The organism is Endozoicomonas sp. Mp262, assembly GCF_025643335.1.
Taxonomy (GTDB): domain Bacteria; phylum Pseudomonadota; class Gammaproteobacteria; order Pseudomonadales; family Endozoicomonadaceae; genus Endonucleibacter.
Genome location: NZ_CP092489.1, coordinates 1,064,581 through 1,079,556, shown reverse-complemented (window position 1 = coordinate 1,079,556; position 14,976 = coordinate 1,064,581). Strand labels below are relative to the sequence as shown.

The following is a 14,976-nucleotide window of genomic DNA, read 5'->3' as shown; positions in this document are numbered from 1 at the left end:
TTTCCGAAGCATTTTTTTGTCAATCCAATCGTACCAACAGATTGGACGGAACTTGCCTTTATTTATGAAATATCCGGGCTAGTCTATATATTTGCTGCAAAGCATATTCCATTTCCAAACCTAATGCATCTTCATCATGCGGGAATGGTGGATCTAGCGTACAGCCAAGCAAGTTAGCAACCATTGGTAAAGGTAATTGAGAGTCTGGTGGTTCTAAAAATACTAGCCCTAGTTTTTTTTCTGATGTTAGTTGATAAGATGCTCTACCATAAATCATTAAGGTATCGTTATTTAATTTTTTGAATGCAAATTCCTCACAATGTGATAATTCTTCCTGCATGGGTGACTGCTCATTACATTCATAATCAATGCTTTCAGAATATGAGTGTTGTATCATGGAATCAGTAGAATTAGCATCTATAGATTTCCCTTTTAAACAACTGCTAAAGAACCAGTCGAGCATATTTCTAATCCGAGTAAATACTATAGTATCAAAGGGAGATAGAACTTTTTTAGAGGCTGATGTTATTCCTTTCAGTAATAGATATGTATCCCAAATATATTCTTCCGCCGATCCATAAATATGAGGATCCCAGATACGATATATTGGTATGTCGACATTAGGGATTATTCCTTCAATCACTAGGGTTAGGATTTTTTGTTTGGGGTCTTTATATTGGGTACTGCTTGCTTTTGAATCAATATCCGTTTCATCTGAAGAGAATGAGGAAAGTACTTTAAGGGCTGCTTGATGCTGCTGTAAAGTGACAGTTTTAGTATTTATGCGAATTCTATGATTTCCTGAGTGGATTTCTAATGCGGTATCTTTCAAATTGTGGAGAATTTGCAGGGTAGACTCTTCTTGCTCCATTGCTTCATCCATTCTTTCAGAATAAGGAGAGTTTCTTCCTAAATCATCCCGATCGCTACCATGACTTTCTTTGGATTGTTGTAAAGCCATCGTTTGATGGTGAATGTCACTATCACTTATTTCAATTTCAATATAGGGTGTATTATCAGAAGAGCGTTGTTTTTTATTTCTTAAACCCTTTTTTTCCATGGTGCCAGCATTGTCGTGAAGCTCATTGTTCTGGCCAATGAAAACTTCTATAATGTTTCCAGTTCCTGCGCAAGCTGGATTACAGGGAAGTATAGATAATAATATTAATGGAATAAGGTGTGTTAAATATAAAAAAAATGGAGTGCTATATTTTATTGGGATCATCTGACTGTAACCGTGTATATAAATGAAAGTAAAGATAGCTCTTATTTGACTTTTGTGTTTTCTTTTCCTGCATAAAAATTACTATAAAGGTTAGATATCACATCCTCTCGGATATGACTGGCTTGGGTACTTTTTGACTGCACGAGAACCTATTGATGGTGGCTGGTCATCTGATGATTCAGGAGTGTTATCGCTATCTGTCTGGAAAAAATCAGGGTTCTCATTATGAAAGTTCCGTAATACCTTCCTCCAGTTAAATTTAATACGTTTGTATCTTAAGACTTTATCAGTCCACAATTCAAATAAAATAATTTCATCTTCAACTAACTCTAGCAAGGTAGAACCAAATACCTCAAGAAATATAGGTAGAATAGATGTGGCAAGTAAAAAATCCTGCTTAATTAAAAAATTGCTGTGAAAAATATTATCTTCGGCACCAATCCAAATTCTATTTAATAGAGCCCACAGGGAACGTGATCGAAAAATTTTTTCAGGCTGTGAATTACTATAATAGGCAGCTAATAATTTATTGGTTTTTACCAGATGACTATGATCCTCATGGGGATCCCTTGATAGGGTTTCTTCGAGCCTGAATTGATCAAGAGTAGGGGCGGTTTTAGACCAATCCAGAAAGTTAAAAGTAATGCCAACTTCAGCCGCCATGTAATAAAGCCAAGCTAAAATAAACCGGGACCATAAATAAAGCCGGACATCATCTTGCTTAGTTTCTAATTCAATCAACTGTCTGACTGTGTGTCTGGCGACAATATCAAGGCCCGGATCATAGCCGGAAAGAATTTCATTGAATGACATATTTTTTAAATGGGGGTTTTTCTCGTATTTTTTTATGGCCGCCTGAATCCAACTGAAAACATCCCATAACCACCGTGAAATAAAATTGTCAGGAATTACTTGCGTTTCAACCAAACTCCACTTCATATCATAGGCTTTTATGACCTGTTTCAAGGTAAATAATGTTGGTTTTTGAGACAGACTGGAAAAAGTGTAGGTATTGAAACCAGGTAAATAGCCGCTCTTTATCCTTTGCATCTGCTTATTGTAAAAGATCTGCCCTCTTCTAATATGTTCTGATTTTGTGCGGTTTGCCAGGCTAGGGTAGCTGTGATGATGTTTATATTCCCATACTAATGGTGGGTGGCGCTTTTCAAGCCATAAAAACACGGGTGCAGGTTTTTGCTTACAGGTGACTGCTATCATACCTGACTCCAATACATCACTGCAGCCAGTTAAATGTGTAAGCGTAATTGCTGATACTTGATCAGTTAGAAAGGTAAAAAATAGGCTTAGAATAAGCTGTCTTTTGTAAGAAACAGTCATGCCGATTTAACTGGACATAAAATACTTTATACAGAGATTTACTAAAGTCTATTTTCTATAGCTATTCAAGTATTAAGTTAAAACCTCCGATCCGTTATGCAGAATATTTTTTCTTAGCCTGATTATCAGCTATTCCCGTGACATCAATTAAATCACTGCAACAGCAAGGCTTACAGTAAATTCCAAATGGAGTGATTTCGCACAAAATAACGTCTACTTTTGATAGGGATACTTTATCAATGGCTGTCTCTCATGGCTTATCCATTCCAAAAAAGTCGTAAGCATCTTTGTGCAAGCAGTTTGATTACTACGATTTCTGAAAGTTTTGAGAAAATTCCAGATGTCCGACCAAACAAGGATTCCAGAAAAATAACAATACATGATGCCTCCATGCTATGTACGGGACAAAACTTTAAGTAAAATCTGAAAATCAATCTGATCACTTTTTGAACATCCATTCTTCAAAACTCTTCGGAGCATATCCAACCCCAGTCGGAACAGGCTTTTGGCTGGTCGCCAGTGCTTATTGAGAGGCAGCCCTTCCGCTTCCCCGTATTTCCAATGCCCTGCTATCAGACACCAGGCAAATGCCAGTGCAAGAACCCCCATCAGCTTATCCATACGGTCAAGCTCAGTCATATGAGTCGATTCAAGGTCAAATCCCCTGCTTTTAAGGCAGCCAAACAGAGTCTCAATAGACCAGCGCTTATAATAGTCTTCGATCATAGTTTCAGGTTTCTTCGTTGCCACTACAATCAAAAGACCTTTTATCGTGCGTCTGGCAGCGATATATAAACAGACACCAGATACTTTACGCTTGGTGAACCAAGTTTCTGTCTGATTGAGTTTTACATTCCTGAATAGTTGTTTGGCATTAATGTCTTTACCACAGCTACCAAGAACAGGAGTGTCTTCCTTTATTCGAAGCCGACAGATAATGCCTTGCTCATCCAGCCACTTAAACCAATCACGGCCAACAAACTCCCGGTCGGCGAGCAGTTCATCAATCTTGTCTGCCGGGATCAACGCCAGCACTCTCTTCATGATGGCTATGCGCTCGGCGGTATTAGAGTTGCCGCCTGACTTATCCAGACATACCCAGGCGATAGGAATGGCAGCACCCTGCCAGGCAATTGAAACCACCAGATAGTTGACGTGATGAGAGCCAAATTTCCAGTTAGTTCTATCCATGCAGAGTGTGTAGGTGGTGAGACTCAGCCAATGTAAAATCAACCGTCCGAGCTGCTCATAGCAATATGTGTAGCCTGAAAAAAATCGTTTTATGCGCCGATAGCTGGAGTCTTCCAGCGCTTTGCTCTGGAACTCTTCTGCCACACGGCAAAGGTTGCAGGAGCGTGCCCTTATGAGAGCAAGTATGAACTGGGCAAGAAATATAATCCGGGCTTGATGCCAGGGGAGATGAGCTTTAAGCTCTTGGGCTAATGAGCTGACGTCTTCCATGTACGACTACGGTAACTGTACGGAGGTTAGAGACCATACAGGTTACTCTACATGGGCGTCAGCTCATACCCCTTGGTTTTTCTAGCTTTCCTGATTTTTGTCCCGTACACAGGCCTCCATGTCCGCTTTTGCCATGATGCATCTCAAGTACCCATCGCTCCTCTCGTTTGAGCGTGATAAAACAGAGCAAGAAGTAAGGCATAACCTTGAGCACCTGTATCAGATAAAAAAACGTGCTCCCTGTGATACCAGTATGCGGGAAATCCTGGATCCAATAGATCCCGTAGAGTTCAAAAAGCCTTTTAAGACATTGCTGTCTAACGTCCAAAGGGGCGGATTACTGAAGGCATTCGAATTTCACTGCGGGAACTTGAAAAATCACTACTTGCTCCCGATCGATGGAACTGGGCTATTTTACTCCTGCAATAATAAAAAACCTTGTCAGGAGTGCTGTACTAAAAATAAGGGAAAGGTCAACGAAGCTCACTACCACCAGTTAATGGCAGCATGCATTGCTCACCCGGATCAAAAAACAGTCTTGCCATTCAGCTATTCCCGCATGATGAACGTCGATGATCGTTGGTATTGACAATAAGGCAGCAAAAATAATGAAGCCGATCAAAACTGAGCCGCCAATTAACAAAGCGGAGCTTTAAAGAAAAAATGTCACCCCTGAACGTAGCTACGATATGGCCGGTTATGATGTATCGAATGGAATCACCCTTTTCTCTTCAATACCATGAGTTACTGTGTAAAAAAGCCCCTCCCACGTTTTTATCAGCCAATGCAAAAAATAGCCCTGTATCCATTTCCATAATGCTATACGGACTCCTTTTGAGCGGGTTCTTAAAGCTTCCTGAAACTGGGGACAGCACAGTTCCTGTATTTGATCTACGAGAAAAGCAAGCATCGTCAGATAGGCCAGATTTGTGGCTAAGTGCTTCTCACCGTGACCGTAGTTATGTTCGAGATCGTAGCCTTGATTTTTCAGGGTGTTAAACGTCTGGTTCTCAATATGCCATCGGCAGCGCCCTCCTTTCATGACGGGTTCTATGGTTTCTTCGTTAAGCGGAATATCAGTCACCCAGCACCAGATATGCTGTTTACCTTTTTTATCGGTTTCGACAAAATCAAGCACATTAACCTGTTCTGCATATTTTGCCTTGTTCAGCCTGACGTCATTGGCATAGCGAAACCACCACTTAATTCCAGTGGGTGAAAGTCTCAAATTGACCGAGCTTCTTCAGCTTGCCAACCGGGGAAAGTAGTAGGCAGCTATTTTTTCAATGCTTAAACAGAAGGCAGCCAATCACAGGTATGATGTTGATAGCACACAACACCTTGCCAGTGAGAGGCCGCCCCATGGAAGTATGTCAGCTACGGACTGAAGCCGCCACCATTTCTTGTGATGCGATTCAACGGTTAGGCCACCAATTGCAGGCTCTGCGAGAGTCTGGCAATCCTATCAGGCACTTTGAAGAGTTTGAGCAGACCGTTAATGCTCTCTTTAATCAAGCTCAGCAAGATTTTTTAGCAGAGGCGCTGGCTGAGCTTGATATTGATACCCCAGCTATTGAGGTCAGCGGGATCACTTATAAGCAGGTGTTGCGCAGTTATAAAACCTACCAGACAGCGGTTGGTTCAGTCCGGGTTATGCGAACACTTTACCGTAACGGCAAAGAGCCGTGTATCGTGCCCATGGAGTTGAAAGCCGGGATCGTGGAAGGCTTCTGGACGCCTCGGGCTGCAAAGCAAGCTGCCTGGGTTGTTGCTCAAATGTCTCCCGGTGAAGCAAAAAGCCTCCTTGATCTCATGGGAGGTATGTCTCCCTCAGAAAGCAGTCTTGCTCGTTTCCCCAGGCAATTTAATACTCAGTGGGAACAGCACCGTGAGCCTTTTGAAGAGATGCTTATTGAGAAACTTAACGTGCCCACCAATGCGGTCACAGTAGCCGCCTCCCTGGATGGCGTTATGCTGCCCATGAAAGATGGCAAACGAGTAGAAAAGCGAGCCAGGAGCGCTTCTGAAGGCAAACGGACTCAAGGGCCAACAGGTTGCAAGGAGGCCAGTTGCGGAACTTTGTCGTTTTACGATCAACAGGGGGAGCGTTTATCAACAGTCCGCATAGGACGAATGCCAGAAACTAAAAAACTCACACTCAAGCAGTCTTTGTCAGCACTATTGCAAGAAGCGTTGCGACAAAAGCCACAGCTGTCACTGGTCAAAGTCGCTGATGGCGCCAAGGACAACTGGTCATACCTTTCCCAGGAACTACCAGCGGGTGTTGAGGTTATTGATTACTACCACGCAGCCGATCACCTGAAGAAAGCATTTGACCAGGCTTATGGAGAAAACAGCATCAAGTCCAAAGAAAAGTTTGTCACTTACCGACACGTCCTAAAAGAGGAACTCGATGGGGTTGAGCGCATTATTAAAGCCCTGGCTTATCAGCATAAAAAGCATCCGCGCCGCTCAAAATTAAAGACCGAGCTGGAGTATTTCAGAAAAAATCGCCAGCGTATGCGCTATGCTGAACACTTGTCGAATAACCTTCCGATCGGCTCTGGTGTGGTAGAGGCAGCCTGTAAAACCTTGGTTACCCAGCGGATGAAGTGCTCAGGTATGCGCTGGCGAAATCCGGGTGGTCAGGGCGTATTGACGCTTCGGTCATTAGTTCAGAGCCACTGGTTTGAAAATGGCTGGAAGTTATTTGCTGCAACTTATTGCGGGAAAGTCACCAAGGCTGCTACAAGCAATGTCATACCATTCCCAGAGAAAGGTGGCAGTGTTTAGTTGTGGTCAATATGAGACTTTCACCCTCTGGAATTTGCTCATAACTTTCAGAAATCGTAGTAATTAAACTGTTTGCACAAAGATGCTTACGACTTTTTTGGAATGGATAAGCCATGAGAGACAGCCATTGATAAAGTATCCCTATCAAAAGTAGACGTTATTTTGTGCGAAATCACTCCATTTGGAATTTACTGTAAGCCTTGCTGTTGCAGTGATTTAATTGATGTCACGGGAATAGCTGCCAATAGTTACTTGCTCTCATCCAGCGAATGTCGATCCCTGAAGATATGCATTTGAACAATATTTGTTTTAAGCTCTTAATTTCCGTACTTTTATCTTTGTTTATAATTAGTACGCCTGCACAAGTGAAAAGTAAAAAAAGTGCATTATCAGTATCAAAATGTTACAAGCTGGACTCTATGGTGACAAGAAGTGGTGCTAGATATAAAAGACTTTTTCAGGATGAGCCTGGCAAATTCTTGGATACTAGAAGTGGAACAAGGTATGAAAGAAAAAGAGATATAGTAAACCCTATAAATATTACAGATCTTCCCTTTGAGATGATAGAAAAAATTTTCAAAAATCTATCACTAAATGATCTATTTAATTGTGAGGAGGTATGTTTATTATTCAAGTCCGTTATAAGTGAAAAGTTTCAGTCATTATATTTGAAAAAAAAGTATCCGCAGCTAACCAGCTATTCCCGTGACATCAATTAAATCACTGCAACAGCAAGGCTTACAGTAAATTCCAAATGGAGTGATTTCGCACAAAATAACGTCTACTTTTGATAGGGATACTTTATCAATGGCTGTCTCTCATGGCTTATCCATTCCAAAAAAGTCGTAAGCATCTTTGTGCAAACAGTTTAATTACTACGATTTCTGAAAGTTATGAGCAAATTCCAGATGTCCGACCAAACAAGGATTCCAGAAAAATAACAATACATGATGCCTCCATGTCCGCTTTTGCCATGATGCATCTCAAGTACCCATCGCTCCTCTCGTTTGAGCGTGATAAAACAGAGCAAGAAGTAAGGCATAACCTTGAGCACCTGTATCAGATAAAAAAACGTGCTCCCTGTGATACCAGTATGCGGGAAATCCTGGATCCAATAGATCCCGTAGAGTTCAAAAAGCCTTTTAAGACATTGCTGTCTAACGTCCAAAGGGGCGGATTACTGAAGGCATTCGAATTTCACTGCGGGAACTTGAAAAATCACTACTTGCTCCCGATCGATGGAACTGGGCTATTTTACTCCTGCAATAATAAAAAACCTTGTCAGGAGTGCTGTACTAAAAATAAGGGAAAGGCCAACGAAGCTCACTACCACCAGTTAATGGCAGCATGCATTGCTCACCCGGATCAAAAAACAGTCTTGCCATTGGCACCGGAAGCCATAGTTTGCCAGGACGGTTCGACCAAAAATGACTGTGAAAAAAATGCCATTAAACGGTTGTTTGCCACCATACGAGAGCATCACCCACGTCTAAAGTTCGTTATTCTTCTGGACAGTCTTTATGCTGACAACCCCACTGTCCAACTGATTAAGAGTTATGGCTGGCATTACATCATTGTCGCGAAAGATGGCAACCATGCCTCGCTGGTTGAAGCGATGGATGAGCTGGATAAAGAAGGAAAAGTTCACCGTGCTGAAAAAGTTAATGAAGAGACTGGAATTAAGTGGTGGTTTCGCTATGCCAATGACGTCAGGCTGAACAAGGCAAAATATGCAGAACAGGTTAATGTGCTTGATTTTGTCGAAACCGATAAAAAAGGTAAACAGCATATCTGGTGCTGGGTGACTGATATTCCGCTTAACGAAGAAACCATAGAACCCGTCATGAAAGGAGGGCGCTGCCGATGGCATATTGAGAACCAGACGTTTAACACCCTGAAAAATCAAGGCTACGATCTCGAACATAACTACGGTCACGGTGAGAAGCACTTAGCCACAAATCTGGCCTATCTGACGATGCTTGCTTTTCTCGTAGATCAAATACAGGAACTGTGCTGTCCCCAGTTTCAGGAAGCTTTAAGAACCCGCTCAAAAGGAGTCCGTATAGCATTATGGAAATGGATACAGGGCTATTTTTTGCATTGGCTGATAAAAACGTGGGAGGGGCTTTTTTACACAGTAACTCATGGTATTGAAGAGAAAAGGGTGATTCCATTCGATACATCATAACCGGCCATATCGTAGCTACGTTCAGGGGTGACATTTTTTCTTTAAAGCTCCGCTTTGTTAATTGGCGGCTCAGTTTTGATCGGCTTCATTATTTTTGCTGCCTTATTGTCAATACCAACGATCATCGACGTTCATCATGCGGGAATAGCTGGCAGCTAACAGATAAAGATTTAAATAAACAAATGTTTTTACACTATAAACAATATACAAGGAACAATCTCGTTCAATCCCTAAGTAGTGAGGATCTGGAAGAAATAGATGAAATGTCAGGGTCAATGAACTATACATCATTGTTACTTTATATCGTTGTTAGAAGATGTGCAAAGATACAAGAGGATTTTGATATTTTGGGTTTATTGCATACGATTATTGGTTTTTTATCTGTAGGAAAAGATGCTAATAAAGATTTGATTGCAGCTGTAGATGCTGTTTTTATGGAAGTTAGAGATGATATAAATATTTTTGATATTAATAACAAAATAAAAAAGAAAAAGTATAAAGAGGCGTTGTGTCTTATTCGGGAAAATCCCATGTCTGCTGTTAAGTTTATTGATAGAAAAGGATGTAGGGTACTGTCTTTTTTTGATAATTTAAAAAGAAAAAAAATACAGAAACTTTCCTGTTCAGGAAATGAAGAAATAATACCTCTTGACTGTTTAGGTATGGCGGAAAGGACAAAAGATCCGCGCAAGCTACTGCTTAAATATCTTGTTTCATATAAAAACAACAAACTATATGGACGTGAAGAATTTAAATTTGAAGCAAAAAAGAAGGATCTAAGACGAATGCGGGATGAAGATAATAAAATGAGGGAGTTAATGGATGATTTTACTTTTACAACACCAACAGGATGTATTTTTTATCCTTTTAGAGACCAGGAACTGATGGAAAGTATTTGCACTATTTTGTAGACGTAATGTGTAATTGTTTTTAAAGACACCCATTTATTGATCAATAAGTAGTGTATAGATTGCTTTCGAATAATTTAACCATCCAGTCGGACAGTATTAGAAAATGAGATCATATACTCCTCTCCAAATGAAAAAAGCACCCGTTCAACTTCTTTTTCAAATTCCGCAAAGCTCTTGATTGACAAGAGGTTGAGCCATTCATACTTTATTTTCCTCCACAGGATTTCAATCAGGTTGAGCTCAGGTGAATATGTTGGCAGAAAGCAGACCAGCAATTTCTTTTCAATCATCCAGTCATCAATTCTGGCACAAAACTTTTTGCTGGTGTGAATGCTGGCATTATCCACCATAACTACCGTGTAACGATCATTTGAGCTGTATTTTTCATCTGCCATTTTCTCTGCAAAGTCATCAAAGGCCGCAATCACCGTATCGCTATTCACTGAACCCACAACAGGATAATGAAATAGCTCACAGCTTCGGTTCATAAACCCCAGTACGTTGATGCGTTTACTTTTGACTGATGGTATTCTGAGCTGCTTTCCTTTTTCCTGCCAACCGTATGGCACACAAGGTTCCTGGGTAAAGCCGGACTCATCAAAATAAAATAAATTGATTAACCCTTTGCTCTCGGCTTCCTGGGCATCTTTCAGAGCAGTTTTACAGTCATGGAATTGCTCTTCGTCCCGTTTATGTTTGCATGATTTACGGAGTCTTTTGTAAACCAGCCCTGCTTTTTTACAATGTTTGCCAGAGTAATTTTTGATGAAGATTTACCGGTTTCATCCTCGATCTTGGATTTGACATACGATAAGCGACGAGGCTCTTCAGCCACTAATTCTTTTATGCGTTGCACTTCGGATTCGTCATATATGCACGGCCTACCGCCACCATGCCCCTTGTACAAGGCACGAATACCATATTCTTCCCAATCATCAATCCACTGAGAAGCAGTTTGATATCTAATTTCAAGTATTTCGGCAATTTGCTCAAGGGTAAAGCCACGATTGCTCAATAAAAGGCTATGGGCTCTTTCCCTTATACATCTCAGAGGTCCGTAGTGTTTGGCGAATTTCAAAGTTAATAAAACAGCTTCATCAGTGATTGTAGTGACGTACTTCATAGGGAGAGGGATTTAAAGACCAGTACTCTCTTTATAATAGAGTAAATGTATCATTCAATAGCTATCTGATCGTTAGATCAAGAAGTAGATTTCTCGTACTGGCCGAACATCCAGTTTATTTGAAACCAAACTATGACCTACTTAGTTATTAACATCAACACTGCAACGATGGTGGTGGCAATACCAATCTTTCCAAACGTACCGGTGTAAAGTGGCAGTGTTTTTAAGGGGTCAGTGACACCTTCTGGTACGGCAGTGAATGTCGCAATCCAACCACCAATAACAAAAGATGCAGCTTGTGTTAAAAACCATGCGCCCATAATAAAGCCCATGAGTCTTTGTGGCACCAGTGCGGCAACCATTGCCAGACCAAGACCAGAAATCATTAACTCACCAATGGACTGAAACATGTAGACAAAGACCAGCCACCAGGCACTGACCATTCCGGCTGATGTATGGAAAAAGGCGGGCAGATAGGCACACCAGAAGCCTGCAGCACACAGAAACATGCCAATGGTAAATTTAGCGGGCATGGTCAGGTTATCGCCCACTTTGTTGTATAATGCTGCCAGTAACGGGCTGCACAGAACAATCCAGAAAGGATTAAAAGCCTGGAAGCTCACCGGGTTCATATTGAAACCCAGCAGGTGAGTATCAACATTATTAATGGCGAAGAAATTAAGAGAGGTTGGCATCTGGGCGTATAGACAGAAAAAGACAATGGCTTCGATCATTAAAATAAACGCAACAATCATTTTATTTCGTTCTACGCCCTTAAGCTGAAAGGTCTCTTTAAAGAACACGCAAACAACTACTAGAGAAATCAGGGCGATTGCCAGGTTTGTTATAAAGACGTGACGCAATAACCAGGCACAGATAAATGCGCCGATGACTGTTCCAAGTAACACATAAAATAAATGGCGTTTGTTTAGTGGTTGATCATCGGCCGGTGAGCCAATGTTCTGGACACTGGCGCGAAAGTGATAGTAACTATACAGACAGGCTGCCAAGCCAATCGCACATATAATATACGTCGTTGTATAACCAAATTTTTCCGAGATGACCGGTGCCAGGGATAAAGAGATAAATGAGCCGATGTTAATGGACATGTAATACAGGGTAAAACCGCCATCCATGCGTGAATCATTCTCGTCGTAGCACTTTGCTAACAGGCTGGAAGGGTTTGCCTTAAACAGTCCGTTGCCCACTGCAACAAAACCAAGAGACAGAAATACCAGATCCGGGTACAAAATTGAAGCGCCCATCAGTAAGTAACCCAAGGCAAGCACCAGTGCCCCCAGGATAATGGTACGTTTAGTACCGAGTACTTTATCGCCAATTTTGCCGCCAATAGAAATCAAACCATAAACTAAAGCTGCAAAGGCACCAAAGGTGACAAAGCTGTCTGCTTCAGAAAACCCAAGCTGCTTTACAAAGTAAACCGCTAATACACCCTGAAGTGCGTAATAGCCAAAACGCTCCCATAACTCTACAAAAAAAATCATGTAAAAAGGGCGAGGCTGTTTCAGCACGCCAACAGATTCATATTTCATAAGATTCTTCACTTTTTTTCGAGTAATACGCAGCCATGTTACTTTTAGTAAGTATTTATGGGTTGACCTATGGCAAGAGAGAATGACTAAAAGGATTTTTCCTGTATTTACCCACAAATTTATTATTTTTTAGGGAGGATTGGTATTAATATCATTGAAAAAGTAGATAAAACAGTAGATAAAAGACTGCTATAAACTCCACTGTTTTTCCCGCTTATCTTTTTAGCTTTGTTCTTATGGCTATGGTGTGGGAGGGACAATATATGAGGCTTCTTCTTATACTGATTAGACATTAATAAACTTTTGTTGTGTATCAATATAATTATTTTTTAAAATGATTATGTTATTTGATAATGCTTCTCAGGGCGGGGTGAAATTCCCCACCGGTGGTAAATTCGTTGAATTACGAAAAGCCCACGAGCGCTAAACGGTATGCTTGTTTAGGTCAGCAGATCTGGTGTGACTCCAGAGCCGACGGTTATAGTCCGGATGAAAGAGAAATGAACAGAATTTAATCTGTTTTAATGCTGTTTTCATTATGATAGCGGCTTTGCGCTGCTGTTATTTTCATGCCCTGATTCTGGTTATTTTTTATCATGAAAGGTATATCCATGAATCAATCTTTACTCAACCAATTTGGCAGTTATTCAAACAGAGTAGAAAAGGCAATTGCTCACTTAAGAAGTGGGGGAGGCGTTATTTTAGTTGATGATGAAGACCGGGAAAATGAAGGGGATCTTATTTTCTCTGCTTCGTCAATAACAATTGAGCAAATGGCGATGTTAATTCGGGAATGCAGCGGTATTGTGTGTCTTTGCTTAACTGATGAAAAAGCATCCCAGTTGAAGCTACCTCCCATGGTTGATGTGAATTCTAGTAAAAATAAAACGGCCTTTACTGTTTCCCTGAATCCGTGAGTTCACTGTAGCCCAACTCCTCTGGATCAACCACAAAACGTAAGTTCCAAGTTAAAATGCACCCACTCTAATTTTCACCACCTGGGTGCATTTTTGTGAAACTGAAAATTGAACAATCACAGACGGAATTTTATACACCGGTCGCAGGGCTTTATTTCGTTGGTCATGCACTCAACAAAAAGACAGCGTTAAGCAAATCCCTGCGCAAAATAAAAAAAAGGCACCGTATCACTCATATCGACCTGATCAGAGCTTACTGCGGCCAACTGGCTCAGGGTAAAAGTGATTTTGATAATGTTGATAATAACCGGGATAACGACTGGTTCCGGTTGGCAATGGGCATTAAACAAATGCCTTCAGCCAGCCGCTTAAGACAGCGTTTCAATGAAGATGCCGCCCAACTGATTCCTTTCATCGAGGACAGCCTTACCGATGTCCTGGTTAATCTTCAGGTGCCCGTCACACCCCTTCCGAAAAAACTCGATAAGAAGCAGCACATACCACTGGATATCGACGTATTCCCTATGGATAACAGCAATACCAAAAAGGAGGGGGTCGAGTACACGTATAAAAAATTCTTTGGTTATGCCCCTATTGCCGCTTACTTTGGCTGCGAAGGCTGGTGCCTGGGATGTGAATTACGCCCAGGCTCTCAGCACTCCCAGAATGATTTTATTGGCTTTTTACAAGCAGTGCTGCACCGCAGCCGACGTTTGACCCGAGCGCCTATTCTGGTTCGCCTTGATAGTGGCCACGATGCTGAGGAATCGCGCCGGGAAATCGCCGGGTTCAAAGGTGTGAATCACATTATCAAGCTCAACCCAAGAAAGTATCACACCAAGGAACACTGGCTCCCCATTTTTGAAGAAAAGCAAGTCAAATGGGAGGAGTCGCGTCCAGGAAAGAGTTATGCGACACTCTCAACCGTCTATGAAACCAACTATGGTAACCAGCGTCTGATTATTCGCATTATCAAGCGTACCACTGATACTGTAGGGCAGAGATTTCTGACACCCGATTATGAGCTGGAAGGATGGTGGACAACACTCAGCGAAGCTGACTACAGCGATGATCAGATCATTAATCTTTATGAGGATCATGCGACCAGCGAGCAGTTTCACAGTGAGTTGAAGACTGATATGGATTTAGAGCGCCTGCCTTCAGGCAAGTTTGACACCAACGACCTGGTGATGTGTTTGGGTGCACTGGTCTATAACATTCTGCGCTACATGGGGCAGAGTTGCTTGCTCGGGCCAGATGCGCCGGTACGTCATAAAGCCAAACGACGCCGGTTAAAAACCGTGATACAGGAACTCATCTACCTGGCTGCCCGTCTTCTGAAAAAAGGACATCAATACCGGCTACGCTTTGGTCGTTACTGTCCTGGTTTCAGGTCTTTCCATCAATTAATAAGCCAGCATGCACTTTGTTGATTGAATAGCGAGATAGAAAAAAATGCCATAAATG

16 protein-coding genes and 1 riboswitch are annotated in these 14,976 nt (G+C 41.6%); of the genes, 8 read left to right on the top strand and 8 right to left on the bottom strand.

What is annotated here, in order from left to right; genetic code table 11:
- Nucleotides 1–58: 58 nt before the first annotated feature.
- Together MJ595_RS04720 and MJ595_RS04715 are read right to left on the bottom strand one after the other, a co-directional pair.
- On the bottom strand, nt 59–1,225 hold the full coding sequence (locus MJ595_RS04720) for a hypothetical protein (protein ID WP_263081334.1): 1,167 nt from the start codon (nt 1,223–1,225) through the stop codon (nt 59–61).
- A 90-nt stretch (nt 1,226–1,315) separates the two neighbouring features.
- Entirely contained in the window at nt 1,316–2,443 is a 1,128-nt protein-coding gene (locus MJ595_RS04715) for a hypothetical protein (RefSeq protein ID WP_263081333.1), read from the bottom strand.
- Nucleotides 2,444–2,815: 372 nt separating this feature from the next.
- Between MJ595_RS04715 and MJ595_RS04710 the strand changes: the two genes are divergently transcribed.
- A complete protein-coding gene (locus tag MJ595_RS04710; RefSeq protein WP_263081332.1) occupies nt 2,816–2,983 on the top strand; it encodes a hypothetical protein in 168 nt (55 codons plus the stop codon).
- Here the strand turns inward: MJ595_RS04710 and MJ595_RS04705 are convergent.
- Nucleotides 2,957–4,024: an IS4 family transposase gene (locus MJ595_RS04705; RefSeq protein ID WP_263079463.1), complete on the bottom strand. Its 1,068-nt coding sequence runs from the start codon at nt 4,022–4,024 to the stop codon at nt 2,957–2,959. The genes MJ595_RS04710 and MJ595_RS04705 overlap by 27 nt on opposite strands.
- A 97-nt stretch (nt 4,025–4,121) precedes the next feature.
- Between MJ595_RS04705 and MJ595_RS04700 the strand changes: the two genes are divergently transcribed.
- Complete coding sequence (locus tag MJ595_RS04700; protein WP_263081331.1) at nt 4,122–4,613, top strand: hypothetical protein; 492 nt, start codon at nt 4,122–4,124, stop codon at nt 4,611–4,613.
- Between the two features lie 108 nt (nt 4,614–4,721).
- Here the strand turns inward: MJ595_RS04700 and MJ595_RS04695 are convergent, their stop codons facing one another.
- The gene (locus MJ595_RS04695) at nt 4,722–5,252 is read right to left on the bottom strand and encodes a hypothetical protein (protein ID WP_263081330.1); all 531 of its coding nucleotides are present in this window, start codon (nt 5,250–5,252) and stop codon (nt 4,722–4,724) included.
- Between the two features lie 89 nt (nt 5,253–5,341).
- Between MJ595_RS04695 and MJ595_RS04690 the strand changes: the two genes are divergently transcribed.
- Nucleotides 5,342–6,817: a hypothetical protein gene (locus MJ595_RS04690; RefSeq protein WP_263079044.1), complete on the top strand. Its 1,476-nt coding sequence runs from the start codon at nt 5,342–5,344 to the stop codon at nt 6,815–6,817.
- Here MJ595_RS04690 and MJ595_RS04685 read toward each other — a convergent pair.
- Nucleotides 6,783–6,932, bottom strand: a complete 150-nt coding sequence (locus tag MJ595_RS04685) for a hypothetical protein (RefSeq protein WP_263081329.1) — start codon at nt 6,930–6,932, stop codon at nt 6,783–6,785. The genes MJ595_RS04690 and MJ595_RS04685 overlap by 35 nt on opposite strands.
- A 154-nt stretch (nt 6,933–7,086) precedes the next feature.
- Between MJ595_RS04685 and MJ595_RS04680 the strand changes: the two genes are divergently transcribed.
- From MJ595_RS04680 to MJ595_RS04670, 3 genes are all read left to right on the top strand, one after another.
- Nucleotides 7,087–7,536, top strand: coding sequence for an F-box protein (locus tag MJ595_RS04680; protein ID WP_263081328.1), 450 nt, complete (start codon nt 7,087–7,089; stop codon nt 7,534–7,536).
- A gap of 101 nt (nt 7,537–7,637) precedes the next feature.
- Nucleotides 7,638–9,005 carry a transposase gene (locus tag MJ595_RS04675; protein ID WP_263078002.1) on the top strand — a complete coding sequence of 456 codons (1,368 nt, stop codon included), beginning with the start codon at nt 7,638–7,640 and terminating at the stop codon, nt 9,003–9,005.
- Nucleotides 9,006–9,187: 182 nt separating this feature from the next.
- Entirely contained in the window at nt 9,188–9,916 is a 729-nt protein-coding gene (locus MJ595_RS04670) for a hypothetical protein (protein WP_263081327.1), read from the top strand.
- Nucleotides 9,917–9,990: 74 nt separating this feature from the next.
- On the opposite strand, the gene MJ595_RS04665 is transcribed toward MJ595_RS04670, so the two are convergent.
- From MJ595_RS04665 to MJ595_RS04655, 3 genes are all read right to left on the bottom strand, one after another.
- Nucleotides 9,991–10,644, bottom strand: coding sequence for an IS630 family transposase (locus tag MJ595_RS04665; protein ID WP_263322427.1), 654 nt, complete (start codon nt 10,642–10,644; stop codon nt 9,991–9,993).
- A complete protein-coding gene (locus MJ595_RS04660; protein ID WP_263078037.1) occupies nt 10,566–11,039 on the bottom strand; it encodes a helix-turn-helix domain-containing protein in 474 nt (157 codons plus the stop codon). The genes MJ595_RS04665 and MJ595_RS04660 overlap by 79 nt, the downstream gene beginning before the upstream one ends.
- 137 nt (nt 11,040–11,176) lie before the next feature.
- Nucleotides 11,177–12,592: an oligopeptide:H+ symporter gene (locus MJ595_RS04655; RefSeq protein ID WP_263081326.1), complete on the bottom strand. Its 1,416-nt coding sequence runs from the start codon at nt 12,590–12,592 to the stop codon at nt 11,177–11,179.
- A 352-nt stretch (nt 12,593–12,944) separates the two neighbouring features.
- A riboswitch (FMN riboswitch) is annotated at nt 12,945–13,097 on the top strand.
- A 106-nt stretch (nt 13,098–13,203) separates the two neighbouring features.
- On the opposite strand from MJ595_RS04655, the gene MJ595_RS04650 reads away from it, so the two are divergent.
- Together MJ595_RS04650 and MJ595_RS04645 are read left to right on the top strand one after the other, a co-directional pair.
- Nucleotides 13,204–13,509, top strand: a complete 306-nt coding sequence (locus MJ595_RS04650; protein WP_263081325.1) for a 3,4-dihydroxy-2-butanone-4-phosphate synthase — start codon at nt 13,204–13,206, stop codon at nt 13,507–13,509.
- Between the two features lie 95 nt (nt 13,510–13,604).
- On the top strand, nt 13,605–14,942 hold the full coding sequence (locus MJ595_RS04645; protein ID WP_263078015.1) for an IS1380 family transposase: 1,338 nt from the start codon (nt 13,605–13,607) through the stop codon (nt 14,940–14,942).
- The last annotated feature ends 34 nt before the right edge of the window (nt 14,943–14,976 follow it).

Excerpts from the sequence above, each read along its gene's own strand:
- MJ595_RS04720 (WP_263081334.1), bottom strand. The coding sequence starts at position 1,225 with ATGATCCCAATAAAATATAGCACTCCATTTTTTTTATATTTAACACAC.
- MJ595_RS04715 (WP_263081333.1), bottom strand. The coding sequence starts at position 2,443 with ATGATAGCAGTCACCTGTAAGCAAAAACCTGCACCCGTGTTTTTATGG.
- MJ595_RS04710 (WP_263081332.1), top strand. The coding sequence starts at position 2,816 with ATGGCTTATCCATTCCAAAAAAGTCGTAAGCATCTTTGTGCAAGCAGT.
- MJ595_RS04705 (WP_263079463.1), bottom strand. The coding sequence starts at position 4,024 with ATGGAAGACGTCAGCTCATTAGCCCAAGAGCTTAAAGCTCATCTCCCC.
- MJ595_RS04690 (WP_263079044.1), top strand. The coding sequence starts at position 5,342 with ATGATGTTGATAGCACACAACACCTTGCCAGTGAGAGGCCGCCCCATG.
- MJ595_RS04685 (WP_263081329.1), bottom strand. The coding sequence starts at position 6,932 with ATGGCTTATCCATTCCAAAAAAGTCGTAAGCATCTTTGTGCAAACAGT.
- MJ595_RS04680 (WP_263081328.1), top strand. The coding sequence starts at position 7,087 with ATGTCGATCCCTGAAGATATGCATTTGAACAATATTTGTTTTAAGCTC.
- MJ595_RS04675 (WP_263078002.1), top strand. The coding sequence starts at position 7,638 with ATGGCTTATCCATTCCAAAAAAGTCGTAAGCATCTTTGTGCAAACAGT.
- MJ595_RS04670 (WP_263081327.1), top strand. The coding sequence starts at position 9,188 with ATGTTTTTACACTATAAACAATATACAAGGAACAATCTCGTTCAATCC.
- MJ595_RS04660 (WP_263078037.1), bottom strand. The coding sequence starts at position 11,039 with ATGAAGTACGTCACTACAATCACTGATGAAGCTGTTTTATTAACTTTG.
- MJ595_RS04655 (WP_263081326.1), bottom strand. The coding sequence starts at position 12,592 with ATGAAATATGAATCTGTTGGCGTGCTGAAACAGCCTCGCCCTTTTTAC.
- MJ595_RS04650 (WP_263081325.1), top strand. The coding sequence starts at position 13,204 with ATGAATCAATCTTTACTCAACCAATTTGGCAGTTATTCAAACAGAGTA.